19 protein-coding genes are annotated in these 24,128 nt (G+C 45.7%); 12 read left to right on the forward strand and 7 right to left on the reverse strand.

Translation table 11 applies throughout. The features are described 5' to 3' along the window. Nucleotides 1–58: 58 nt before the first annotated feature. The 4 genes from tuf to ATG66_RS06880 all read left to right on the forward strand — a co-directional run bounded on the left by tuf (nt 59) and on the right by ATG66_RS06880 (nt 3,823). Nucleotides 59–1,243: an elongation factor Tu gene (gene tuf, locus ATG66_RS06865; RefSeq protein WP_098413512.1), complete on the forward strand. Its 1,185-nt coding sequence runs from the start codon at nt 59–61 to the stop codon at nt 1,241–1,243. Between the two features lie 331 nt (nt 1,244–1,574). Beyond that, nucleotides 1,575–1,775, forward strand: a complete 201-nt coding sequence (locus ATG66_RS06870; protein WP_098414631.1) for a (2Fe-2S)-binding protein — start codon at nt 1,575–1,577, stop codon at nt 1,773–1,775. 100 nt (nt 1,776–1,875) lie between these two features. Continuing rightward, the gene (bfr, locus tag ATG66_RS06875) at nt 1,876–2,352 is read left to right on the forward strand and encodes a bacterioferritin (protein WP_098414632.1); all 477 of its coding nucleotides are present in this window, start codon (nt 1,876–1,878) and stop codon (nt 2,350–2,352) included. Between the two features lie 193 nt (nt 2,353–2,545). Beyond that, on the forward strand, nt 2,546–3,823 hold the full coding sequence (locus ATG66_RS06880; protein WP_098414633.1) for a malic enzyme-like NAD(P)-binding protein: 1,278 nt from the start codon (nt 2,546–2,548) through the stop codon (nt 3,821–3,823). A gap of 99 nt (nt 3,824–3,922) precedes the next feature. Here the strand turns inward: ATG66_RS06880 and metJ are convergent, their stop codons facing one another. Continuing rightward, entirely contained in the window at nt 3,923–4,243 is a 321-nt protein-coding gene (metJ, locus tag ATG66_RS06885) for a met regulon transcriptional regulator MetJ (RefSeq protein ID WP_098414634.1), read from the reverse strand. Between the two features lie 225 nt (nt 4,244–4,468). On the opposite strand from metJ, the gene ATG66_RS06890 reads away from it, so the two are divergent. From ATG66_RS06890 to metF, 3 genes are all read left to right on the forward strand, one after another. Further along, the gene (locus ATG66_RS06890) at nt 4,469–5,632 is read left to right on the forward strand and encodes an O-succinylhomoserine (thiol)-lyase (protein WP_098414635.1); all 1,164 of its coding nucleotides are present in this window, start codon (nt 4,469–4,471) and stop codon (nt 5,630–5,632) included. Nucleotides 5,633–5,644: 12 nt separating this feature from the next. Beyond that, nucleotides 5,645–8,053 carry a bifunctional aspartate kinase/homoserine dehydrogenase II gene (locus ATG66_RS06895; RefSeq protein WP_098414636.1) on the forward strand — a complete coding sequence of 803 codons (2,409 nt, stop codon included), beginning with the start codon at nt 5,645–5,647 and terminating at the stop codon, nt 8,051–8,053. 333 nt (nt 8,054–8,386) lie between these two features. Continuing rightward, entirely contained in the window at nt 8,387–9,271 is an 885-nt protein-coding gene (gene metF, locus ATG66_RS06900; protein ID WP_098414637.1) for a methylenetetrahydrofolate reductase, read from the forward strand. 85 nt (nt 9,272–9,356) lie between these two features. On the opposite strand, the gene ATG66_RS06905 is transcribed toward metF, so the two are convergent. The 3 genes from ATG66_RS06905 to argE all read right to left on the reverse strand — a co-directional run bounded on the left by ATG66_RS06905 (nt 9,357) and on the right by argE (nt 14,363). Continuing rightward, nucleotides 9,357–9,896 (reverse strand): PadR family transcriptional regulator, encoded by a 540-nt coding sequence (locus ATG66_RS06905; protein WP_098414638.1) that lies wholly within the window; start codon nt 9,894–9,896, stop codon nt 9,357–9,359. A 424-nt stretch (nt 9,897–10,320) separates the two neighbouring features. Beyond that, complete coding sequence (gene ppc / locus ATG66_RS06910; protein WP_098414639.1) at nt 10,321–12,954, reverse strand: phosphoenolpyruvate carboxylase; 2,634 nt, start codon at nt 12,952–12,954, stop codon at nt 10,321–10,323. 272 nt (nt 12,955–13,226) lie between these two features. After that, nucleotides 13,227–14,363 carry an acetylornithine deacetylase gene (gene argE, locus ATG66_RS06915; protein ID WP_098414640.1) on the reverse strand — a complete coding sequence of 379 codons (1,137 nt, stop codon included), beginning with the start codon at nt 14,361–14,363 and terminating at the stop codon, nt 13,227–13,229. Between the two features lie 144 nt (nt 14,364–14,507). Between argE and argC the strand changes: the two genes are divergently transcribed. From argC to argH, 4 genes are all read left to right on the forward strand, one after another. After that, complete coding sequence (gene argC / locus ATG66_RS06920; protein ID WP_098414641.1) at nt 14,508–15,512, forward strand: N-acetyl-gamma-glutamyl-phosphate reductase; 1,005 nt, start codon at nt 14,508–14,510, stop codon at nt 15,510–15,512. A 21-nt stretch (nt 15,513–15,533) separates the two neighbouring features. Then, nucleotides 15,534–16,325 (forward strand): acetylglutamate kinase, encoded by a 792-nt coding sequence (gene argB / locus ATG66_RS06925; protein WP_098414642.1) that lies wholly within the window; start codon nt 15,534–15,536, stop codon nt 16,323–16,325. Nucleotides 16,326–16,409: 84 nt separating this feature from the next. Further along, on the forward strand, nt 16,410–17,624 hold the full coding sequence (locus ATG66_RS06930) for an argininosuccinate synthase (protein ID WP_098414643.1): 1,215 nt from the start codon (nt 16,410–16,412) through the stop codon (nt 17,622–17,624). Nucleotides 17,625–17,877: 253 nt separating this feature from the next. Continuing rightward, complete coding sequence (gene argH, locus ATG66_RS06935) at nt 17,878–19,752, forward strand: argininosuccinate lyase (protein WP_098414644.1); 1,875 nt, start codon at nt 17,878–17,880, stop codon at nt 19,750–19,752. A gap of 206 nt (nt 19,753–19,958) precedes the next feature. On the opposite strand, the gene ATG66_RS06940 is transcribed toward argH, so the two are convergent. From ATG66_RS06940 to ATG66_RS06955, 3 genes are all read right to left on the reverse strand, one after another. After that, a complete protein-coding gene (locus tag ATG66_RS06940; protein WP_012841349.1) occupies nt 19,959–20,228 on the reverse strand; it encodes a DUF3624 domain-containing protein in 270 nt (89 codons plus the stop codon). 390 nt (nt 20,229–20,618) lie between these two features. Then, nucleotides 20,619–22,091: a dihydrolipoyl dehydrogenase gene (locus ATG66_RS06950; protein WP_098414645.1), complete on the reverse strand. Its 1,473-nt coding sequence runs from the start codon at nt 22,089–22,091 to the stop codon at nt 20,619–20,621. A gap of 192 nt (nt 22,092–22,283) precedes the next feature. Then, nucleotides 22,284–23,012 carry a redoxin family protein gene (locus ATG66_RS06955; protein WP_005395721.1) on the reverse strand — a complete coding sequence of 243 codons (729 nt, stop codon included), beginning with the start codon at nt 23,010–23,012 and terminating at the stop codon, nt 22,284–22,286. Between the two features lie 170 nt (nt 23,013–23,182). Here ATG66_RS06955 and oxyR point away from each other — a divergent pair, with 170 nt between their 5' ends. Next, nucleotides 23,183–24,091: a DNA-binding transcriptional regulator OxyR gene (oxyR, locus tag ATG66_RS06965; protein WP_098414646.1), complete on the forward strand. Its 909-nt coding sequence runs from the start codon at nt 23,183–23,185 to the stop codon at nt 24,089–24,091. The last annotated feature ends 37 nt before the right edge of the window (nt 24,092–24,128 follow it).

The raw sequence follows: 24,128 nt of genomic DNA on the forward strand, positions 1-24,128 counted from the left end.
TGGCGCGTCGTCGATCAATAATGATCACGGCGAATCATAACTAGGAAGGAACACGATCGTGTCTAAAGAAAAATTTGAACGTACGAAACCGCACGTTAACGTTGGTACTATCGGCCACGTTGACCACGGTAAAACAACTCTAACTGCTGCAATCTGTACTACTCTAGCTAAAGTGTACGGCGGTGTTGCAAAAGACTTTGCTTCTATCGATAACGCTCCAGAAGAGCGTGAGCGCGGTATCACTATCGCAACGTCTCACGTTGAGTACGACACTCCAACTCGTCACTACGCACACGTTGACTGTCCAGGACACGCTGACTACGTTAAAAACATGATCACCGGTGCTGCACAGATGGACGGTGGTATCCTAGTTGTTGCTGCGACAGATGGCCCAATGCCACAAACTCGTGAGCACATCCTACTAGGCCGTCAGGTTGGTATCCCATACATCATCGTATTCATGAACAAATGTGACATGGTTGATGATGAAGAGCTACTAGAGCTAGTAGAAATGGAAGTTCGTGAACTTCTATCTGAGTACGATTTCCCAGGTGATGACCTACCAGTTATCCAAGGTTCTGCACTAGGCGCACTAAACGGCGAAGAGCAGTGGGAAGCGAAAATCGTTGAACTAGCTGAAGCACTAGACTCTTACATCCCAGAGCCAGAGCGTGCAGTAGATCAGCCATTCCTAATGCCTATCGAAGACGTATTCTCAATTCAAGGTCGTGGTACAGTAGTAACGGGTCGTATTGAGCGTGGTATCCTAAGAGTTGGTGACGAAGTTGCTATCGTAGGTATCAAGGAAACAACGACTACAACATGTACTGGTGTAGAGATGTTCCGTAAGCTTCTAGACGAAGGCCGTGCTGGTGAAAACGTTGGTGCACTTCTACGTGGTACTAAGCGTGACGACGTAGAGCGTGGTCAAGTACTGGCTAAGCCTGGTTCAATCACCCCACACACTAAGTTCGAATCAGAAGTATACGTACTGTCTAAAGATGAAGGTGGTCGTCACACTCCATTCTTCAAAGGCTACCGTCCACAGTTCTACTTCCGTACAACTGACGTAACTGGTGACATCCAGCTACCAGAAGGCGTAGAAATGGTAATGCCTGGTGACAACGTACAAATGACTGTTGAGCTAATCGCACCAATCGCAATGGACGAAGGTCTACGTTTCGCGATCCGTGAAGGTGGCCGTACAGTAGGTGCTGGTGTTGTTGCTAAGATCTTTGACTAATTCTTAACGAATTAAACAAAATCTTGCACTGTTCTTCTTTTTTGAAGAAAGCGCATCAGAGAAGGGAAGCTTAGGCTTCCCTTTTTAATATCTAAAATTTCATTCAGTTATAAGAATTATTACAAAAATTTTTATATTTATTGTAAATAAAACAAAATCTTAATTTCTATTCCATATCTATTTTCCTGTCTCTATTTCTAACGGTTTGATCTTTTACCGTTATTTGCAAATCAATATAACGAACTGTTCTTAAAATTAACAAAATGCGACTGGTAATAATAACTATTCTTGTTTATATTGACTGTCATCAGTTCATTTTACAGGTTTAATTATGTACGTTTGTCTTTGCCATGGGGTCTCTGACAAGAAAATCAAGAAGTTGGCGATAGATGAGGGCGTAACGGATATTCGAGGAATTAAGCAGTGTACGGCACTGGGTAGCCAGTGTGGTAAATGCATCAGACAAGCTAAAGACATTTTAGCGGAAACTGAAACTCGTTATACGGGACTTAAATTACAGCAAGCAAGCTAATGATAATGACTGTGGCTATACAACAGTGATAATTAGCTGAGCCTTTTGACACCTTCTCATTTACTTCTACATTTAAATGAAGCCAAAAGGAGGTTTTGTCATGAAAGGCGATCCAATCATCATTCAGCATCTCAACAAAGTGCTCGGGAACGAGCTAGTCGCTATCAATCAGTACTTTCTTCATGCTCGTATGTATAAAGACTGGGGGTTGAAACACTTAGCCGATAAGGAATATCACGAATCGATAGATGAAATGAAGCACGCAGATCATCTGATTGAACGGATTTTGTTTCTAGAAGGCTTACCAAATTTGCAAGATCTCGGTAAGTTAATGGTCGGTGAAGACGCCAAAGAAATGATTGAGTGTGACCTGAAACTTGAGATGGCCGCGATCCCAGATTTGAAAGATGCGATTGCCTATGCTGAAGACATTCGAGACTATGTCTCTCGTGATCTATTCCAAGATATTCTCGAAGACGAAGAAGAACATGTGGATTGGTTAGAGACTCAACTTGGCTTGATTGAAATGTCAGGCATTGAAAATTACTTACAAGCCCAGTACGTAGATGAAGAGTAATCTGTGTTGTACAACTTTCTAGTGTGAGAAAGAGCGCCTGACTAGAAAATCAGGTGCTTAATGTAATTACTTGGTCTAATCTCTTTTATTATCGAATCTTTAAGGATATTGCCCGTGATCTTGCCTATGAAGATTAAGCTCTATTCGATAGAATTTATGCCCCCTTACCTAAAAATAACAAAGAGAAACGTCCATGTCTGAAGACAATCGCCAAGCAGTCACTCCAGAAGAAGAACACCGCCAAAAAGCCCTTGATTACCATGCTTATCCAATCCCAGGAAAAATTGCTGTCGAACTGACAAAACCGGCTGAAACAGCAGGCGATCTTGCGCTTGCTTACAGTCCTGGTGTTGCTGAACCAGTGCGTGAAATTGCGCAAAATCCTGACAATGCGTACAAATACACTGGCAAAGGCAATATGGTTGCGGTTATTTCTAACGGCACCGCTATCCTTGGTTTAGGTAACCTTGGCCCACTGGCATCTAAGCCCGTGATGGAAGGTAAAGCGCTATTATTTAAGCGATTTGCTGGCCTTGATTCGATTGATATTGAAGTGAAGCACCGTACCATTGACGAATTCGTGGATACCGTTGCAAACATTGCAGACACATTTGGTGGTATCAATCTTGAGGACATTAAGGCTCCAGACTGTTTTGAAATTGAAAAGCGCCTGATTGAGCGTTGTGATGTACCAGTATTCCATGATGACCAACACGGTACTGCAATTGTAACCGCGGCAGGTATGCTGAATGCTATTGAGCTTCAAGGCAAGAAGCTAGAAGACGCTACGATCGTTTGTCTTGGCGCTGGGGCTGCGGCCGTTGCATGTATGGAACTGCTGATCAAATGTGGTGCAATGCGTGAAAAGATTTATATGCTAGATCGTAAAGGCGTGATTCATACTCGTCGTGATGACATAAACGAATACAAGCAGTTGTTCGCGAATAACACTGATAAGCGTACGTTGGAAGATGTCATTGAAGGGGCTGATCTTTTCCTTGGGGTATCCGGTCCGAACCTACTTTCACCTGAAGCATTGAAATTAATGGCTGACAAGCCGATTGTATTTGCATGTTCTAACCCTGAGCCTGAAATTAAGCCTGAGCTTGCGCATGACGTTCGTGATGATTTAATTATGGGAACTGGACGTAGTGATTATCCGAACCAAGTAAATAACGTGCTGTGTTTCCCATTCATATTCCGTGGTGCTCTTGATGTTCGAGCAAGCGAAATTAATGATGAAATGAAACTGGCCGCTATTGAAGCGATTCGTCATCTGGCGAAAGAACCGGTACCAGAAACAGTACTTAAAGCGGCAGGGGTTGAAAAGCTTGAGTTTGGCTCAGACTACATCATTCCTAAGCCTATGGACTCTCGCTTGCTCCCACGAGTAGCAAAAGCGGTAGCTCAAGCAGCGGTAGAATCTGGCGTTGCTCGTATTGATATGCCAGAAAATTACATGGCGGAATAACCTTCGCGGGTTAATACATAAAAAATGGGACGCGTAGCGTCCCATTTTTCTATACTCAGAGAAAGAGTTCTCTTAAAGACAACATCAATCCACTTACGATTACTCTTCGGTAAACGACTCAAACTCGATACCCATCTCCGTCATCAGCGCTTTTACTTCAGCCGGAATATCATCAGGGCGATCTTTACGAAGATCCTCATCTGTTGGAAGTGGCTGGCCAGTGTACGCGTGTAAAAATGCTTCGCATAGTAATTCGCTATTGGTTGCATGGCGTAAGTTGTTGATTTGACGGCGAGTACGCTCATCAGTTAGTACTTTTAAAACTTTTAACGGGATAGAGACGGTAATTTTTTTTACTTGTTCACTTTTTTTACCGTGCTCGGCATATGGGCTAATGTATTCGCCATTCCAGTCAGCCATTGCGCACCTTCATCTATGTAATCGGTTAAAATAATCTAGGTGCTGATTTTAGCTGCATTTACCGCCATAAGCAAAGACATATGGACGTCTAGAAGTGTTGACGTCTTATTTTTTGACGAGTAAAGTGAATAGAACAGTAGAGGAAGCGTGTGAATCATTTGGAATCCACGAGTCAGATATAGCGCATTCCTGTTTAGAAGTCATCACCCGTGAAAGGATACACCCATGAGCACTCGCAAACCTGCGACCATTGCAGTCCGCACTGGTATTGAATCAGACAGCCAATATCACGCTGTCGTTCCACCTATTTATCTTTCCACTAATTACGGTTTTCCCGCTTTTGGTGAGGTCCCTAAATATGATTACACCCGATCTGGTAACCCTAATCGTGGGTTATTAGAAAGTGCGCTATCTGAATTAGAGTCTGGCCAAGGTGCGGTCGTGACGAACTGTGGTACCTCTGCGTTAAATTTATGGGTTTCTGCCTTTCTTGGGCCCGATGATCTGCTCATTGCTCCGCATGATTGCTACGGTGGGTCTTATCGTCTATTCAATACCCGAGCAAAAAAAGGTGATTTTAAAGTGCAGTTTATTGACCAATCCGATAAACAGGCACTGGATGCCGCGTTGCAGCTCAAACCAAAGCTGATCCTATTAGAAACGCCATCAAATCCGCTTGTTCGCGTGGTCGATATTGCTGAAGTATGTGAAAAAGCCAAGCAAGTTGGCGCACTTGTCGCTGTCGACAACACTTTCTTGACTCCGATATATCAAAAACCGTTGGAGCTGGGGGCAGACTTCGTGATTCACTCAACCACAAAATACATCAATGGTCATTCGGATGTGATTGGTGGCGTGATCATTACCAAAACAGAAGCACATGCGGAAGAGCTTGCATGGTGGGGCAATTGCATTGGTGCAACGGGAACGCCTTTTGATAGTTATATGACGCTGCGAGGCATTCGTACGCTTGGTGCTCGTATGCGAGTGCATGAAGAGAGCTCACAACAGGTACTTACTTATCTGCAGTCGCAGAGATTGGTCAAAGCCATTTATCACCCAAGTCTCCCAGATCACGCGGGTCATGCTATCGCTAAAAAGCAGCAGTCTGGTTTTGGTTCTATGCTGAGCTTTGAATTTTCAGGATCGTTTGAACAATTGAAAGTCTTTGTGAAAGAGCTGCAATTATTTTCACTTGCAGAATCATTAGGTGGAGTCGAAAGTTTAATTTGCCATCCTGCCTCGATGACTCATCGGGCCATGGGAGAGAAAGCTCTGGCCGAAGCGGGGATTTCACACCAGTTGTTGCGCCTATCTGTTGGCTTAGAAGATGTGCAAGACTTGATCGACGATTTAGAACAGGCCTTCACTAAAGCTGCCCAGCAATAGGAGACAATAATCATGACTGTACAGCGTCAGCTACATAAATTTGGTGGCAGCAGCTTAGCCAACCCTCAATGTTACTTACGTGTCGTGGATATTCTTAAAGAGCATTCGATAGAAAATGATCTCGTGGTGGTGTCTGCTGCTGGGCAAACCACCAATCGGCTGATTGAGTTTCTCGAAGGCTTGGACAGAGATGGTCGACTTGCTCATGAGGCACTTCAAAGTTTAAGGGAATTCCAAACAGGACTGATAGCCGCCTTGTTAGAAGGTGAAGCAAAAGAGCAGTTACTGGCTTCTTTACAAGATGAATTCAGTACTTTGTCTGAGTTAGTCGCGCCTTTGACTGAAGCACAAAAAGCAGCGGTATTAGGACATGGAGAGGTATGGTCCGCGCGTCTTTTAGCCGTACTATTGTCGCAGCATTCGTTGCCAGCCGTTGTGCAAGACGCGAGAACGTTTTTGCGTGCCGAAGCGGCGACTCAGCCAGAAGTCGATCGTGTTCGTTCATCCCCCTTGATCAAGCAAGCGTTAGCACAACACAATCATAAACGCGTCGTGATCACGGGTTTTATGGCGCAGAATGACGCTGGAGAAACCGTTCTGCTGGGTCGTAATGGATCAGACTATTCTGCGACGGTTATTGGTGCGCTTGCTGATGTCAGCACTGTGACTATTTGGAGTGACGTTGCTGGCGTGTACAGCGCAGACCCTCGACTGGTTGCTGATGCTTGCTTATTGCCTTGGCTAAGATTGGATGAGGCCAGCGAGCTTGCTCGTCTAGCCGCCCCTGTATTACACAGCCGTACGCTTCAACCTGTAGCGCAAAGCACGATGGATCTTAATCTAAAATGTAGTTATCAATCAGAGGCTGGCTCCACGCGTATTGAGCGCGTATTAGCCTCTGGGCGTGGTGCCAAAATCATTACGTCGCTTGATGACGTTTTATTGATACAGCTGTCTTTCTTTCATGGTCACGATTTTGAAAAAACGCAAAGCGATGTACGGCAAGTATTGCAGCGTGCTCAATTAGAGCCATTGGCTTTTGAAGTTCAGGCCGATCAGCATACCTTGCGCTTGGCGTACACTTCTGAAATTGCCGGGGGGGTGCTGAAGTACCTTCAAGAGCTTGCCGTGGAAGCGGAAATTAAACTGAAAGAAGGCTACTCATTGTTAGCTGCCGTAGGCGCAGGTGTGACGAAAAATGCTAACCACTGTTTTGGTTTTTATCAGAAGCTAAAACACGCGCCAATAGAATTTATCTCTGAGTCTGAATCGGGTTTGAGTTTAGTCGCGGTATTGCGCCGCACTGATACTGAGGCTCTGGTTCAAACCATTCACAGTCAACTATTTCAAGCGCATAAGCGTGTAGCTGTTGCCTTGTGTGGTAAAGGCAATATTGGTTCGAGCTGGCTGAACTTATTTGCGAGTCAAAAAAATGAGCTGACTAAACGTCACGGTATGAGTTTTGATTTGGTTGCAGTTGTCGATAGCCAAATGTATTGGTTTGATGAGCAGGGGATTGACGCAAGGAATGTCTCTGCACGATTTAAAGATGAGAGTATCGCCAATGATGGTTCCTGGTTGACTCGCCTTGGCGCGCTACAAAACTACGATGAAGCCGTTGTGCTGGATGTGACCGCAAGTCAAGAGTTGGCTCTACGTTACGTTGAAATTGCGCAGCAAGGCGTTCATTTAATATCGGCTAACAAGGTGGCCGGCTCAGCTGATAGCCATTATTACCATCAGGTTCAAGATGCATTCGCTAAGATAGGACGCTACTGGCTTTACAATGCTACCGTTGGCGCTGGGTTACCAATTAATCATACCGTTCGTGACCTGCGTGAAAGCGGAGATGAAATCGTGGCGCTATCGGGGATTTTTTCTGGAACCTTATCGTGGCTATTTCAACAGTTTGACGGCTCTGTGCCGTTTCATGAGCTGGTGGATCTTGCCTGGCAGCAGGGACTAACTGAGCCGGATCCCCGTTCTGATTTAGATGGTTCCGATGTGATGCGCAAGCTCGTGATTTTAGCACGAGAATCAGGCCTGACGATTGAGCCAGACAGTGTGAAAGTGGAATCTTTGGTACCAGAAGCGTTACGACCGCTTAGCTTAGATGAGTTCTTTGATAGTGGCGTCTTATTGAGTGAAATACTCCAAGAACGTCTGGTCAAGGCTCAGAAAAATGATCAGGTTTTGCGTTATGTGGCACGCTTAGAAAAGAATGGTAAAGCAACGGTGGGAGTGGAAGCACTTCCTCGCGAGCACGCTCTCGCGAACTTACTGCCTTGCGATAACATTTTCGCTATCGAGAGTAAGTGGTACAAAGACAACCCTCTGGTTATTCGTGGCCCAGGGGCTGGACGAGCAGTGACGGCGGGGGCCATTCAGTCAGACCTTAATCGATTGGCTGGCTTACTCTAAACTTCTGTGAAATTCTCATTTGAAAACCTCGGTTCGATTCCGGGGTTTTTTATTATCTAAAAGAGATTCGATTAAAACGGACTCTCAAATACTTCAAGGTGGCCATAAAACAGCCATGGTTAATGGTTATCACATCATGAAGCTATTGGGAATCGATGGAGAAAGAATGATTCAGTATCCACTTGAACTATCCTCATTATTAACGTGAGAAAAATTCATATTCACAAGGTTGACATTAAATCGTATTCAAGACACTCTGTAGACATATGGACGTCTAAACGTCGATTTAAGGAATTGTTTTCGTGGCGGAGCGCCACAGGGAGAGAGAATAAGATGGGATACACGCACGCAGGCCATATCGATGCCTTGAATCAAAATATCGCTGAGTTATCAGATAACATCAATGTATCCTTTGAGTTTTTTCCACCAAGCAGTGCCAAGATGGAAGAGACGCTATGGAACTCAGTGCTTCGTCTCCAAACACTTCAACCTAAATTTGTTTCTGTTACGTACGGGGCGAACTCCGGTGAGCGTGATAGAACACATTCCATCATTAAAGAAATCAAAGCAACCACAGGCCTTGTGGCGGCCCCACACTTAACATGTATTGATGCAACACGTGACGAGCTGATTGATATTGCCGATGATTACTGGAATAACGGCATTGAAAATATCGTCGCATTGCGTGGTGATATTCCTCTTGGCGGCGGTGCGCCTGAGATGTATGCCTCAGACCTCGTGGCATTGTTGAAGTCGCGGCATGATTTTGATATTTCAGTTGCGGCTTTTCCTGAAGTGCACCCTGAAGCCAAAAGTGCTCAGTCTGATTTATTGAATCTAAAACGTAAGGTTGATGCGGGTGCTAACCGTGCCATTACTCAATTCTTTTTCGACGTAGAATCTTATCTTCGCTTCCGCGATCGCTGTGTGGCCGCTGGTATTGATGTGGAGATTGTGCCCGGCATTCTGCCAGTTTCCAACTTTAAACAAGCCTCTCGTTTTGCGGCTCAGAATAACGTCAAAGTGCCAGGTTGGATGAGTAAACAATTTGAAGGTTTAGATGATGACCCAGTGACTCGACAACTGGTTGGTGCCAGCCAGGCGATTGATATGGTGCGTGTGTTAAGTCGTGAAGGCGTGAAAGACTTCCACTTTTATACGCTAAACCGCGCTGAGATGACTTACGCATTGTGTCACACGTTAGGTGTACGCCCGTAAGTCGCGGTTAGTGCGTCATCTAAAGCGAGAAATAAAAAGGCTTGCCGATTGGCAAGCCTTTTTATTTAACTGTTAGTGACAGGAATTAACCGATCACTTCAAGTTCTGTCAGCACTTCTTCCGCCCAAGTAATCCACGCTTCACGTAGCAATAAGTTACGACGCAGCGTTAGACGCTCTAGACGTGCCTGTTTATCAAGTGTTGAAGGTGTTGCGTAGTAAGCGGCTTCAATCTCTTTGTAGTGAGAAACCAGCTTACGTGATTCTTCAACGAGTTCGGCAAGCTGATCACGGAAAGGCGCGGCAGGTTGCACGGCACAAGCGATCAGCTTAGCTGAAAATTCGTCACGGACGGTTGGATGTGCTGTGGGTTGGTCAAACCATTCTCCCAGAGCGCTACGGCCAGCATCTGTAATGGAGTAAACCTTGCGGTCTGGTTTGCCTTCTTGGGGTTCTAGTACGCAAGTAACCAGCGCGTTCTCGGCCATTTTATTAAGCTCACGGTATACTTGTTGGTGGCTTGCTTTCCAGAAGTAACCGATGCTAGCAGAGAACTCTTTAGTGATATCATAACCGGTTGCATCGCGAGTGCTAAGAACAGTTAAGATTACGTGTGGTAATGACATGTCTTCAATCCAAATGGTCAATAAACTTGTAAACAAGCTACTTATACTTTCAGTTGCGCTCTTAATGGCACTTGATTTTTTAATCTAATAAGTAGCACCAACAATGTTGGTCCTGTCACCTTAAAGCCGTTTATCACCTAGAGAGATGGGGAGTCCCATCAAGGCTGGAGCTGGTATGATTGGATTTATGCGCTCTCAGCAGGCAGGTAGTATATAAATAATAAGCATGAAGTGGAATAGTAGGACAAAATTACCCTTAAAAACTAATATAATAATCAATAATGTGGATTTGTGGTGTTTTATACTTATTTGTTGGTATTTTATGGTTCCTTTGTAGAATATAAGATTGACTAGTTATGGATCAATATCTATAGATATAAAAAAAGCTGAGCGACTGCTCAGCTTTTTATGACAGATGAAGTGATCAACCAGTGTTACGCATACCGGCAGCGATACCGGCAATCGTCACCATTAAGGCTTCTTCAAGGTTGGCGGAAGCCTCTTCTGTTTGACGCGTACGATAGAGCAGTTCGGCTTGTAGCATGTTCAATGGCTCAACGTAAATATTGCGCAGGCGAATGGATTCGAGTCCCCAAGGGTCATGTTGCATCAGGTTGTCGTTGTTCTCTACGTTCAACACCGCTTTAATGTCTTCTTGTAGTTGATCTCGTAGTTTTTCACCCAGAGGTCTTAGTGATTCATCCACCAAGCGTTCATCATAATAGCGAGCGATATCGATATTGCACTTCGAGTACACCATTTCTAGCATGCCAAGGCGAGTCGAGAAGAACGGCCATTCGCGACACATTTCTTCGAGCAGCGCTTGGTGGCCTTGATCGATCGAGTATTGAATCGCTTCCCCCGCTCCTAGCCATGCAGGAAGTACCAAGCGGTTTTGGCTCCACGAGAAGATCCACGGGATTGCACGTAAGCTTTCTACCCCGCCCTTAGGATTACGCTTTGCAGGACGAGATCCAAGTGGCAACTTACCGAGCTCGAGCTCTGGTGTCGCTTGACGGAAGTAAGGCACAAAATCTGGCTCACCACGAACCACGTTGCGGTAAGACTCGCAGCTCACTTCTGATAGCACTTCCATTAAATCGCGCCATTCTTGTTTTGGCTCGGGTGGTGGCAATAGGTTGGCTTCCAGAATCGCGCTCGCGTAAAGGTTAAAGCTGTTTACGGCGACGTCTGGGAGGCCCAGTTTAAAGCGGATCATCTCGCCTTGCTCTGTGACACGCAAGCCGCCTTTCAAGCTTTTTGGTGGTTGAGACAGAAGCGCAGCATGCGCTGGCGCGCCACCACGACCTACCGTACCGCCACGACCGTGGAATAAAGTCAGTTCTACGCCTTCTTCTTCCGCCACTTTAACTAACGATTCCATCGCATGGTACTGAGCCCAACCAGCTGACATGACACCCGCATCTTTCGCTGAGTCAGAGTAACCAATCATGACCATTTGGTGGTTTTGGATAAAGCCACGGTATAGGTCGATACTCATTAGCTGTTTGATGACCGATTCCGCATTGTTCAAGTCGTCTAGCGTCTCGAATAACGGGCAAACATCCATACGATATGGGCAACCTGCTTCTTGCAGAAGTAGGTGGACCGCTAGCACATCTGATGCAGTGCGTGCCATAGAAATAACGTAGGCACCGAACGCTTCACGCGGTTGTGCTGCAATAATCTTGCAGGTGTCCAAGACCTCTTTGACTGGTTCAGACGGTTCCCAATCACGAGGCAGAAGCGGACGTTTAGACGCGAGCTCATTGGTTAGAAAAGCAATCTTATCTTGCTCGCTCCATTGCTCGTAATCACCAATGCCTAAGTAGCGGGTCAGTTCAGACAATACGTCTGAATGACGCGTGCTCTCTTGGCGGATATCAAGGCGAACAAGATGAATACCAAACGCCTTTACGCGGCGTAATGTATCCAGTAGTGAGCCGTTGGCAATCACGCCCATGCCACATTCATTTAGTGACTGGTAACAGGCATACAGAGGCTCCCAAAGTTGTTCGACTTTTTGCAGTGGTGCTTTGATGGCCAGTTTTTGACCATGGATCTTAGCATCGAGAATATCTTTGGTTTCATTCAATAGGGCACGAAGCTGTTTTAAGATAGCGCGGTATGGTTCGTGTTGATCTTCGCCAGCAAGTTCACGAACTTGATCGTTTGAAACCGTCATTGACAGTTCACTGATCAACTCGTTGATGTCATTGAGATAAAGATCCGCGGCTTTCCAACGAGACAGAAGCAATACTTCACGCGTCACGCTATGAGTGACGAACGGGTTGCCGTCACGATCACCCCCCATCCAAGAAGAGAAATGCACTGGGCGAGCATCAATTGGTAAACCTTCACCCAAGTATGGTTTCAAGCGATCGTGCATTTCACGCAAGAAGTCTGGTACCGCTTCCCATAGTGAGTTTTCAACGACCGCAAACCCCCATTTTGCTTCATCCAGCGGAGTAGGTCGTTGTTGTCGAATTACGTCTGAATGCCAACTTTGCGCGATCAGTTGCTCTAGACGGCGCTCGGTTTTCTTGCGTTCTTTAGAAGAAAGATCACTCAGTTCCAACTTTGATAAGCACTCGTTTATCTTGACCAGTTTGTTGATCATCGTGCGACGCGTGATTTCCGTTGGGTGAGCCGTCAATACCAATTCAATATTCAGATCACGAACGGCTTGCGCAGTGTCCAGCTTGCTCACATCGTTTTGTACCAGTTTCGAAAACAGCGAGTTAATCGCGTCTGGTTCACAAATGTGTTCTTCACAATGGCGTGAAATCGTGTGGTATTGCTCAGCAATATTGGTGAGATTTAGAAATTGGTTAAACGCACGGGTAACGGGCGTTAGCTGCTCATCAGGTAAATGTTTGATTTCTTCGATCAAGCTGTCCCTGTCTGCTTGATTTCCTGCTTGAGCTGATTTGGATAATTTACGAATGGTTTCCACTTTCTCGAAGATTTCTTCGCCATGGGCATCGCGAATGGTGTTACCCAATAAGTGGCCTAACATGCGCACATTACTTTTGAGTGCGGCGTATTTCTCGTTCATTGTCGTCCTGCCTCGTAAAAAAACTACATCCATTGTCCTTGTTAAGACTCCAATCTAGCGAAAAGCACCAGTTATAGTCAAATAAAGCAGACTAAGTTTGCAATTATTCCGCTGTCTCCTGATTTAGAGCAAATTTACGGCAAAGGTAGAACTAGAAGTGAAAATTAATTACAAAATAACAAGTTAAACAAGTGTTAAGGCTAACGCTAAATAGTGAAGATAAAAAGATGCAGCTCAATCGAGCTGCACAGAGTTTTAGGTTGAATCACGCATTAACAACAATACTTGACCATCGCCTTTGAAAGCACATCAATCGTCGGGTCGATAAAGTCAAATGAGAGAAACTCATTCGGTTGGTGGGCTTGGTCAATTGAACCCGGGCCGAGAACTAAGGTTGGACAGAGCTGTTGTAAGAAGGGCGCCTCGGTACAGTAATTCACGGTTTCTGAACTGGTTTGGCAGATCTCTTCAACACCACCGATAAATGGGTGGTCATGTTGGCATTCGTAACCCGGAATTGGTTCATGTAACGGCACAACTTCGATACGCCCTCGCCATTTGGCTTCGACTTCTTTTAATGCGCCGCGCAACATGTTTTCTAGTCCATCAAGGCTAATTCCAGGTAGTGGACGCACGTCGTAATGCAGTTCACAGCAACCACAAATACGGTTAGCGCTGTCACCACCATGAATATGGCCAAGGTTTAAGGTAGGGCTTGGAATGGCAAAACCCGGATGGTGGTATTCTTTCACCAATTTATCGCGCAGTTGCATCATGGCAAACATCACTTCATGCATGATCTCAATCGCGTTCACGCCAAGTGCAGGATCGGATGAATGGCCTGACTTACCGGTGACCCGAATTGCATTTGCTACATGCCCTTTATGACCTCGAATTGGTACAAGGCTGGTAGGCTCACCAATAATGCAGTAATCCGGTTTAAAGGGGGCGTTTACGGTGAAATGTCGTGCGCCCAACATGGTGGTTTCTTCGTCACAAGTGGCTAATACATATAGCGGCTTGGTCTGCTTGCTCCAGTCGACTTTTTTGACGGCTTCATAAATAAAGGCAAAAAAGCCTTTCATGTCTGCCGTGCCTAAACCGTAAAAGCGGTTGTCTTTTTCCGTCAGTTTATGCGGATCAAAATTCCACTGTCCTTGATCGAATGGCACGGTATCACTATGGCCAGCAAGTAAAAGGCCGCCTTCACCCTCTCCCATACGTGCGATCATATTGTGCTTGCCTGGCTCGACTTCGACCACTTCAACGCTAAAACCCAGATCTTTAAACCAAGATGCGAGTTTTTCGATGACTTTTGCATTGCCCTGATCCCAGCTCGGATCCGTGGAGCTGATAGAAGAGGTGCTGATGAGTCCTTCATAGACCTCTAGAAAAGTTGGTAATTGCATGGATTGTTCAAATCTCCTGTTGACAGACAGACCACAAAAATGTAAAACACATATTAAATCATATTTAATGAATAAAAAATCAAAATAAAGCGAAAATTAAATATGGATAGTCATTTGAGCCTTTAAGTATATGGATGTCACACAATGCTAAAAACCACGATTATTGGAGCCAGCGGTTACACCGGCGCAGAGTTAGCGTTAATGGTTAATAAACACCCACAACTCACGCTATCAGGTTTATACGTTTCCGCCAACAGTGTTGATGCCGGAAAGAATATTGCGCAGCTGCACGGCAAGTTAGCGGGCATCATTGATATGCCAGTCTCGCCACTGACGGATCCACTGCAAATCGCTCAAGAATCGGATGTGGTGTTTTTAGCAACGGCTCACGAGGTTAGCCACGATCTCGCCCCAACTTTCTTGGAGGCAGGCTGTCAGGTATTCGATTTATCGGGGGCATTCCGCGTTCAAAGTGAAGGTTTTTACCACACCTTTTATGGCTTCGAGCATCAACATAATAACTGGTTAGATAAAGCTGCATACGGCTTAGCAGAGTGGAACCAAGAATCAATTAAAACGGCTCCCTTAGTTGCTGTAGCAGGTTGCTACCCGACTGCTTCGCAGTTAGCCATCAAACCTCTACTCGAAAATGCATTAGTGGATACCCATCAATGGCCCGTGATTAATGCGACCAGCGGCGCGTCAGGAGCTGGGCGTAAAGCCTCTATGGTGAACAGTTTCTGTGAAGTGAGCTTGCAACCTTATGGTGTATTTACTCATCGTCACCAACCAGAAATTGCTCAGCACCTAGGTTGCGATGTAATTTTTACTCCGCACCTAGGCAACTTTAAACGCGGCATTCTTGCCACGATCACCATGAAGTTAGCATCAGGCGTTACAGAGCAACAAGTCGCTCAAGCATTTGAACAAGCTTATCTAGGAAAGCCTGCCGTGCGTTTAAAAGGCGATGGAATTCCACGTATTCAGGATGTCGAAAATACCCCTTTCTGCGATATCGGCTGGAAGGTACAAGGCGAACACATCATTGTGATTTCAGTCATCGACAATCTACTCAAAGGTGCATCAAGTCAAGCGATGCAATGTCTCAATATTCATTATGGTTACCCAGAACTGACAGCGTTGCTGTAGTCGTTGAAAGAGGGAAATGCGATGACGCAAACCAATCAAGCTCCTTTAGTCATTAAGCTAGGCGGTGCAGCTCTATCTTGCACTCAAACCTTAAGCCAACTGTTTGGTGCCATTGCGGCTTACCAAAAATCGGCACAGCGACAAATCGCCATCGTTCATGGCGGTGGCTACCTAGTTGATGAGTTGATGGCAAAGCTTCAGCTTGAAACCGTAAAGAAAAACGGTCTTCGCATGACGCCTTATGAGCAAATTCCGGTGATTGCAGGCGCGCTTGCAGGTACCGCAAACAAGTTACTGCAAGGCCAAGCCATCGCAGATGGACTCAATGCTGTGGGTCTTAGTCTTGCGGATGGTGGTTTGTGTCTTGTTGAAGAACTTGACCCAGAACTCGGCGCGGTAGGTAAAGCATCACCGGGTGATTCAACGCTATTACAAGCGGTACTAAATACAGGCGCACTGCCAATTATCAGCTCTATTGGTTTAACCACTGATGGCCAGATGATGAATGTGAATGCAGACCAAGCCGCAGTCGCGGTGGCAGGTGCTCTCGATGCTGAATTGGTGCTGTTGTCAGATGTGAGTGGCGTACTCGATGGCAAAGGGCATTTGATCAAAACGCTATCTGAGCAAGAAGCCGATACATTGATCAAAGGGCAGGTGATCACAGACGGCATGATCGTCAAAGTTAAAGCTGCTTTGGAGGCGGCCAATGATCTTGGTCGTCCTATCGAAGTCGCGACCTGGCGTTACCCAGAAAAATTAGTACAGCTATTCGCTGGTGAAAGTATTGGCACGCAATTTTTGCCTCAATAAGCATCAGCAAAAGAATTCAATATTAGGAAGTCGTAGTTGGCACTGACCGCCGAGCGCAGCGCCAGTTAAGTTTGGAGAAGAAAGATGAGCAAAGTGAACGTAAATAAAGTGGTAGTCGCATACTCAGGCGGTCTAGATACCTCAGTAATTATCCCGTGGCTAAAAGAGAACTACGATTGTGAAGTCGTTGCTTTCGTTGCCGATGTTGGTCAAGGCGCAGAAGAGCTAGAAGGTATTGAAGCGAAAGCAAAAGCTTCAGGTGCTTCTGAGTGTTACATCGCTGACTTGAAAGAAGAAATGGTCGCAGACTACATTTACCCAACGCTAAAAACCGGCGCGTACTACGAAGGTAAGTACCTGCTGGGTACATCAATGGCGCGTCCAATTATTGCTAAAGCACAGGTTGAAGTCGCACGTAAAGTGGGCGCGGACGCATTGTGTCACGGCTGTACAGGTAAAGGTAATGACCAAGTTCGTTTCGAAGGCGCATTCGCAGCACTAGCACCAGATCTACAAGTGATTGCACCTTGGCGTGAATGGGACCTAGTGAGCCGTGAAGAATGTTTGGATTACCTAGCTGAGCGTAACATTCCTTGTTCAGCGTCTCTTACTAAGATCTACTCACGTGATGCAAACGCATGGCACATTTCTACTGAAGGTGGCGTCCTAGAAGATACGTGGAACGCACCAAACGAAGATTGCTGGGTATGGACTGTAGACCCAGAGCAAGCACCAAACGAAGCGGAATATGTCACGCTGAAAGTAGAAAAAGGTGAGGTGGTCGAAGTTGATGGCGAAGCGATGACACCATACAATGCGTTGGTTTATCTAAACGAAAAAGGTGCGAAGCACGGTGTTGGTCGTATCGATGTCGTTGAAAACCGTCTAGTCGGAATGAAATCTCGTGGCTGCTACGAAACACCGGGAGGCACCATCATGATGGAAGCGCTGCGTGCCGTTGAACAGCTCGTGCTAGACAAATCATCATTCGAATTCCGTGAAGAGCTGGGTCTAAAAGCGTCTCACCTTGTGTACGATGGCCGTTGGTTTACGCCACTATGTAAGTCGATCCTTGCCGCTTCAGAAGAGTTAGCGCAAGACGTGAATGGCGAAGTGGTTGTGAAACTCTATAAAGGTCAAGCGACAGTGACGCAAAAACGTTCTGACAACAGCTTGTATTCAGAAGAGTTCGCGACTTTTGGTGAAGATGAGGTTTACGACCAAAGCCATGCGGGTGGTTTCATCCGTCTTTACTCGCTATCAAGCCGTATTCGTGCATTGAACAGCCAGAAGAAATAATCTCTTCACATCTCGGATTGAGTAAAGACCTGCTATTGGATAGCAGGTCTTTTTTGTTGGCTTATGTCTATGAGCACAAAGATGCAAATGCACTTCATTTGAATATATATGTAAAAATATTGAATTTATACTTTATTTTTTGTCGAAATTGCCGTAACGTTGACCCATAAGAAAAAGTGAGCAAATGACCATCAAATTGGTTACTACTCATTCGAGAACGTTAGAGTAAGTAATAGTCATCAGGAGAAACGCAATGGCATTATGGGGCGGAAGATTTACCCAAGCGGCAGACACTAGATTTAAAGAGTTTAACGATTCGTTGCGTTTTGACTACCGATTGGCTGAGCAAGACATCGTAGGTTCAATCGCATGGTCTAAAGCTCTGCTTTCTGTAGATGTTCTATCGGCAGAAGAACAGCAAAAGCTGGAACTTGCTTTAAACGAGCTGAAGTTAGAAGTGATGGAAGATCCTCATCAAATTCTTCGCTCAGATGCAGAAGATATCCACTCGTGGGTTGAACAGCAGCTGATTAGTAAAGTGGGAGATTTAGGTAAAAAACTCCACACTGGGCGTTCTCGTAATGACCAAGTAGCGACAGACCTAAAACTTTGGTGTCGTCAGCAAGGCCAGCAACTGTTGATTGCTTTAGATCGTCTGCAATCGCAAATGGTTCATGTTGCTAAGCAGCACCAAGGCACTGTATTGCCTGGCTATACTCATCTTCAGCGCGCTCAACCTGTCACCTTTGCTCACTGGTGTTTGGCTTATGTTGAAATGTTCGAGCGTGACTACTCTCGTCTGAATGGTGCCTTACAGCGCCTCGACACTTGTCCACTTGGCTCGGGTGCTTTAGCTGGCACGGCTTATCCGATTGATCGTGAACAGTTAGCTCATAACCTTGGTTTCCACCGCGCTACGCGTAATTCACTCGATTCGGTTTCGGATCGTGATCATGTGATGGAACTGATGTCGGTGGCCTCGATTTCTATGTTGCACCTTTCTCGTCTTGCAGAAGATATGATCTTCTACAACTCAGGGGAGTCTAACTTTATTGAGTTAGCGGATACGGTGACGTCTGGTTCGTCATTGATGCCACAGAAGAAAAATCCGGATGCACTTGAGTTGATCCGTGGTAAGACAGGGCGTGTCTATGGCGCATTATCGAGCATGATGATGACAGTGAAAGCCCTACCATTGGCGTACAACAAAGACATGCAAGAAGATAAAGAAGGGTTGTTTGATGCGTTAGACACATGGAATGATTGCATGGAAATGGCAGCGCTGTGTTTTGATGGCATTAAAGTGAATGGTGAGCGTACGCTTGAAGCTGCGAAGCAAGGGTATGCGAACGCGACTGAGTTAGCTGATTACTTAGTGGCGAAAGGCATCCCATTCCGTGAGGCGCACCATATTGTGGGCGTAGCGGTGGTAGGGGCAATTGATAAAGGCTGTGCGCTGGAAGAATTGTCTCTGCAAGAGCTAAAAGCCTTCTCTGAGGTGATTGAAGATGATGTGTATGACATTCTGACAATAGAGTCTTGTTTGGAAAAACGTTGTGCGCTGGGTGGCGTTTCGCCTCACCAAGTCGCTTATGCGGTAGAGCAAGCGGATAAACGTCTGAGCCAGCGTGACAGCTCGGCAGTGAAAGTGCGTCCTGCACGTTTGACGGACATTGAAACACTAGAGGGCATGGTGGCTTATTGGGCGAACCTCGGTGAGAATCTACCCCGCTCTCGTAATGAGCTCGTGAGAGATATTGGCTCCTTCGCGGTGGCTGAGCATCATGGTGAAGTGACAGGTTGCGCTTCTCTATATGTGTATGACTCAGGGTTGGCTGAAATACGCTCTCTTGGTATCGAAGCGGGCTGGCAAGGCCAAGGGCAGGGCAGTGCAATCGTAAATCACTTGGTTGAGAAAGCACGTCAAATGGCGATCAAGAAGGTCTTTGTCCTCACTCGAACGCCAGAGTTCTTTATGAAGCAGAGCTTTTTACCAACATCGAAGTCGCTGTTGCCAGAAAAAGTCTTGAAAGATTGCGATCAGTGTCCACGTCAGCACGCGTGTGATGAAGTGGCGCTAGAGATCAATTTAATGGAGCAAGTGATCCAAAAATCGCATGTGGCATAGTGTTGAAATAGAAAAATGATGTTATTAACATTCAAAGGCATAGTGATTTTTCGATAAGCGTACATAAGTATTCGCTAAAAAATCGAAAAAATTTGGAACCTTTGAGAGGAAGCTCGGTCTATTAAAGTACCACTGCTTTTTCTTAGAAGAATCTAAGAGAGCCCCAGAACTGATATTGGTTTTGGGGCTTTTTTCTATCTGCCACTTTACTCTTTTTTATCCGTCTCTTTTCGTCCTCGCCGACGTTGCCACGGCAAGATGACAAAACGCATCCATAAGTGCAAAAACAATAAAATATTGAAAGCGAAACCAGCAAAGATCAAAGCGATCGACTCGATGCTTTGTGGATCATCTTTGAACGCAAACCACCACACAATCCAGCACAGTACCGAAAGCACCGTTAACTGATCCAAGCATCGTTGGCAACGCCCAAGCTTTTTCCAAAACCAATGTTCCTCGCAACGGCGACAAGTCATAGTGTTTTCCAAGGCATCAGTGTTGCTTCAGATTATATACCCAACACAAAGAGAGAAAGCGTTTTTTGTCGCGGCTTAGAGCGCAGGAACACAACCAAAAATGGAAAGTTAGCTTTGTAGAGCTTATGTGGCACGTGATTGATGTATGGTGCGCTGTCAGTCTTTAATAGGAAAAATAATCATGTCGACAGAATTGAAATTTGCACTGAGTATCGCTGGTGGTTTTTTTACGATCGGTGTAGTCGCGATCATCATGGTAAGTCGTTACGCAATGATGGCAGTGTAGTACTTATGTAATCGCCTCAAAGTAGTCAACAGAAAGCCTCGTTAATCACGAGGCTTTCTGTTTTGTTTGGTATGTAAAGACTGGCTCGATTGAGCATGAAAGCGTTAGCAACCAGGCCCACAGTCAAGGCAATGTTTCACCATTTCTGGCCCTAAGTGTAGTTTTGCATTCAAATCACGTAGAGCGGTGCGGACACCCTCTTCGATCACTGGATGATAGAAGGGCATATCTAGCATCTCAGAAACCGTCATTCTATTTTGGTGTGCCCAAGCCAAAAGATGCGCGAGGTGTTCTGCGTTCGGCCCCATCATCTCTGCACCTAAAAAGCGTCCAGTTCCTTGCTCGCCATAGACATGTAACATCCCTTTGTTTCGTAGCATGACACGCGAACGTCCTTGATTCTCAAAAGAGACTTCACCAGTAACAAAACAACCACAGCTTCCTAAGCGAGTTTCCAGTTGTTTGAAAGTTTCACCGACCATAGCTATTTGCGGATCGGAGAATACAGCTGAAATTGGCGAACGACGCAGACCTGCACGAATATCCGGGAAGCGACCTGCATTATCACCAGCAATGCGACCTTGATCAGCGGCCTCGTGCAGCAATGGAACTTGGTTACTTGCATCACCCGCAATAAAAATACTCTCTACGGAGGTTTGCAATGTGTAGTGATCTGCGGTTGGTACACCGCGTTCATCGAGGGCAATATTGGTGTTCTCGATCGCTAGCTTATCTACGTTAGGACGTCGTCCAGTGGCTGCTAAAACGTAATCAACAATAAAGGTTTCTAATTCACCGTCGTGGTTAATAAATTGGATCTCAACGTTGTCTGCGCCTGCTGCATTCGATGATGGTATGCGCTTCATGCTTTCTACTTTTACATCGGCATCAAGATAGAACTCTTCTTTAAAAGTTTTATCTGCGTAAGCCATCACCTCTGGATCTGTCAGTGGACCAACTTGACCACCAAGACCAAAGAGCTTCACTTTCACCCCTAGGCGGTGCAATGCTTGACCGAGTTCAAGTCCGATCACTCCGGGGCCAAATACCGCAACGGACTCAGGCAAATCATCCCAATCAAAGACATCATCATTAATTACGAGACGGTCACCCAACTCATTCCAAGCTGCTGGATAGGCAGGACGAGAGCCCGTCGCGATCACAATCCGTTTTGCGGTGACCTGAGTATGGTCATCTATGATAAGTGTATGATCATCGGCAAACTTCGCGTAACCTGATAACTTGTCTTCTGCGGGAATATCATCGACGCTTTCAAGCACAAAGCCAACAAAACGATCACGTTCGCGTTTTACACGATCCATGACTTCTTGTCCGTTAATGCGTATTTCACCTTGCGGATGGATCCCAAATCCAGGCGCTTTTTCGATTTGGTGGGCACTTTCTGCGGCCGCAATCAACAGCTTAGAGGGCATGCAACCGACGCGAGCACAGGTTGTTCCGTAAGGACCGCCTTCAATCATTACTATGCTGTTAGTATGAGCTTTTGCTGCTCGATAAGCGCCAAGACCAGCAGTACCACCACCAATAATCGCTACGTCGACATTAACTTGTTTCATCGTGAACTCTCGCTTTTTGTTTTTAAGCCAAGCTAGCTACATTGAGCTTGGAGAGTGAATTGGGTCGTTGAATCTGTATAAGGAGTCACCTTATCGGTAGACGACTACTTATCTAGACTAGTAGAAGAAGTGAGTTAGGGCTGGCCTCCGAGCCAAAGGCACCGGAGACCGAGGGTGTAGGCTATGGACAGCTTAGCCTAGATACGCTTCTAGCTCTTCGCTACCGCCGATGTGCTTGCCACCGATAAAGACTTGTGGAACAGTCGTGCGACCAGATATAGCTCGTAGACTAACTGTCGTTGCGTCTTTACCCAGAATCACTTCTTCATATTGAAGACCGTGGTCAATCAGGTTTTGTTTCGCTTTCATACAGAAAGGGCAGCCTGGCTTAGTGAATACCGTGATGGACTCTTGCGTTTTGTAGTCTGGCGCAATGTAGTTCAGCATGGTGTCTGCGTCTGACACTTTGAATGGGTCGCCTGGTTCGTTTGGCTCAATGAACATTTTTTCCACTACGCCATCTTTTACTAGCATGCTGTAACGCCATGAACGTTTGCCAAAGCCGATGTCGTTTTTATCCACTAACATACCCATGCCATCGGTGAATTCACCATTACCGTCAGGAATGAAGGTAATGTTTTCTGCTTCTTGGTCTTGTTTCCATGCATTCATCACGAACGTATCATTGACTGAGACACAAATAATCTCATCCACTCCGTGCTCTTTAAATACAGGGAACAATTCGTTGTAACGAGGTAGATGGCTTGATGAACAGGTTGGAGTAAATGCACCCGGTAAGCTAAATACGATAACGGTCTTACCTTTAAATAGCTCATCAGTCGTTACATTCATCCAAGAGTCACCTTGACGAACTGGAAAAGTAACTTGAGGGACTTGTTGACCTTCTTTAGATACAAACATAATGATTTCCTTTAACTATTTTAAATTATGCGTATAGAGCTTAGCGTTTTTCTTTGCTCTGTTTCGTTCTGTTGAGCCCATTATTGTAAAAATCCTTTGATAGCTCTAATCGTTTGGTGTTATGGTTTTGATAGGTATTAGCTATTGTTAAAAGAAGCGAATTGTGAGTTATGAATATTCGAGATTTTGAGTACTTAGTTGCACTTGCGGAACATAAGCACTTTCGCAAAGCGGCAGAAGCATGTTTTGTTAGCCAACCAACATTGAGTGGACAAATTCGTAAGCTAGAGGATGAACTCGGTACCACGCTTTTAGAGCGAAGCAGCCGTCGCGTTTTGTTTACCGATTCAGGGTTGCAGTTGGTGGAGCAAGCTAAGCGTATCTTAAGTGAAGTGAAAACTTTTAAAGATATGGCGAGTGGTCAGAGCGGAGCAATGACTGGGCCGATGCATATCGGTTTCATCCCGACGGTAGGTCCGTATCTACTACCCAAAATTCTGCCGCAGATAAAAGAAGCATTTCCTGAACTGGAGCTGTTCCTGCACGAAGCTCAAACACATCAGTTGGTGCGTCAATTAGAAGAAGGTAAATTGGACTGCTTGGTCTTGGCTTCGGTTGATGAAACGGCACCTTTTAAAGAAATCGAAGTGTATAACGAGCCGTTAAGTGTGGCGGTGCCATGTGATCATGAGTGGGCCTCTCTCGACCATATTGATATGTTGGAGCTGAATGGTAAAACCGTTTTAGCGCTGGGAGATGGACATTGTTTACGTGATCAAGCTCTGGGATTCTGTTTTGCTGCTGGGGCAAAAGACGATGAGCGTTTTAAGGCGACCAGTCTCGAAACATTGCGTAATATGGTCGCGGCTGGTGCCGGAATTACGTTATTGCCTCAGTTATCTGTCCCGCATGAGAGGCAAAAAGATGGTGTTTGTTATATTCCTGCGACTAACCCAACACCATCTCGTAACATCGTACTCGTATATCGGCCTGGTTCGCCGTTGCGTGCTCGGTTTGAAGCATTAGCAACGAAGATTAAAGAGATTTTGGCTTCTTATCCATCACAGACAGCAGCATAAGACAAAAAAGGGAAGCGCCACATTGCTCTCCCTTTTT

Origin of the sequence: Vibrio sp. ES.051 (assembly GCF_002563795.1) — a bacterium.
In the GTDB taxonomy this organism is placed as follows: domain Bacteria; phylum Pseudomonadota; class Gammaproteobacteria; order Enterobacterales; family Vibrionaceae; genus Vibrio.

Bases quoted from the DNA above. Each gene is read 5' to 3' on its own strand.
- ATG66_RS06870 (WP_098414631.1), top strand. From the start codon at position 1,575: ATGTACGTTTGTCTTTGCCATGGGGTCTCTGACAAGAAAATCAAGAAG.
- bfr (WP_098414632.1), top strand. From the start codon at position 1,876: ATGAAAGGCGATCCAATCATCATTCAGCATCTCAACAAAGTGCTCGGG.
- ATG66_RS06880 (WP_098414633.1), top strand. From the start codon at position 2,546: ATGTCTGAAGACAATCGCCAAGCAGTCACTCCAGAAGAAGAACACCGC.
- metJ (WP_098414634.1), bottom strand. From the start codon at position 4,243: ATGGCTGACTGGAATGGCGAATACATTAGCCCATATGCCGAGCACGGT.
- ATG66_RS06890 (WP_098414635.1), top strand. From the start codon at position 4,469: ATGAGCACTCGCAAACCTGCGACCATTGCAGTCCGCACTGGTATTGAA.
- ATG66_RS06895 (WP_098414636.1), top strand. From the start codon at position 5,645: ATGACTGTACAGCGTCAGCTACATAAATTTGGTGGCAGCAGCTTAGCC.
- metF (WP_098414637.1), top strand. From the start codon at position 8,387: ATGGGATACACGCACGCAGGCCATATCGATGCCTTGAATCAAAATATC.
- ATG66_RS06905 (WP_098414638.1), bottom strand. From the start codon at position 9,896: ATGTCATTACCACACGTAATCTTAACTGTTCTTAGCACTCGCGATGCA.
- ppc (WP_098414639.1), bottom strand. From the start codon at position 12,954: ATGAACGAGAAATACGCCGCACTCAAAAGTAATGTGCGCATGTTAGGC.
- argE (WP_098414640.1), bottom strand. From the start codon at position 14,363: ATGCAATTACCAACTTTTCTAGAGGTCTATGAAGGACTCATCAGCACC.
- argC (WP_098414641.1), top strand. From the start codon at position 14,508: ATGCTAAAAACCACGATTATTGGAGCCAGCGGTTACACCGGCGCAGAG.
- argB (WP_098414642.1), top strand. From the start codon at position 15,534: ATGACGCAAACCAATCAAGCTCCTTTAGTCATTAAGCTAGGCGGTGCA.
- ATG66_RS06930 (WP_098414643.1), top strand. From the start codon at position 16,410: ATGAGCAAAGTGAACGTAAATAAAGTGGTAGTCGCATACTCAGGCGGT.
- argH (WP_098414644.1), top strand. From the start codon at position 17,878: ATGGCATTATGGGGCGGAAGATTTACCCAAGCGGCAGACACTAGATTT.
- ATG66_RS06940 (WP_012841349.1), bottom strand. From the start codon at position 20,228: ATGACTTGTCGCCGTTGCGAGGAACATTGGTTTTGGAAAAAGCTTGGG.
- ATG66_RS06950 (WP_098414645.1), bottom strand. From the start codon at position 22,091: ATGAAACAAGTTAATGTCGACGTAGCGATTATTGGTGGTGGTACTGCT.
- ATG66_RS06955 (WP_005395721.1), bottom strand. From the start codon at position 23,012: ATGTTTGTATCTAAAGAAGGTCAACAAGTCCCTCAAGTTACTTTTCCA.
- oxyR (WP_098414646.1), top strand. From the start codon at position 23,183: ATGAATATTCGAGATTTTGAGTACTTAGTTGCACTTGCGGAACATAAG.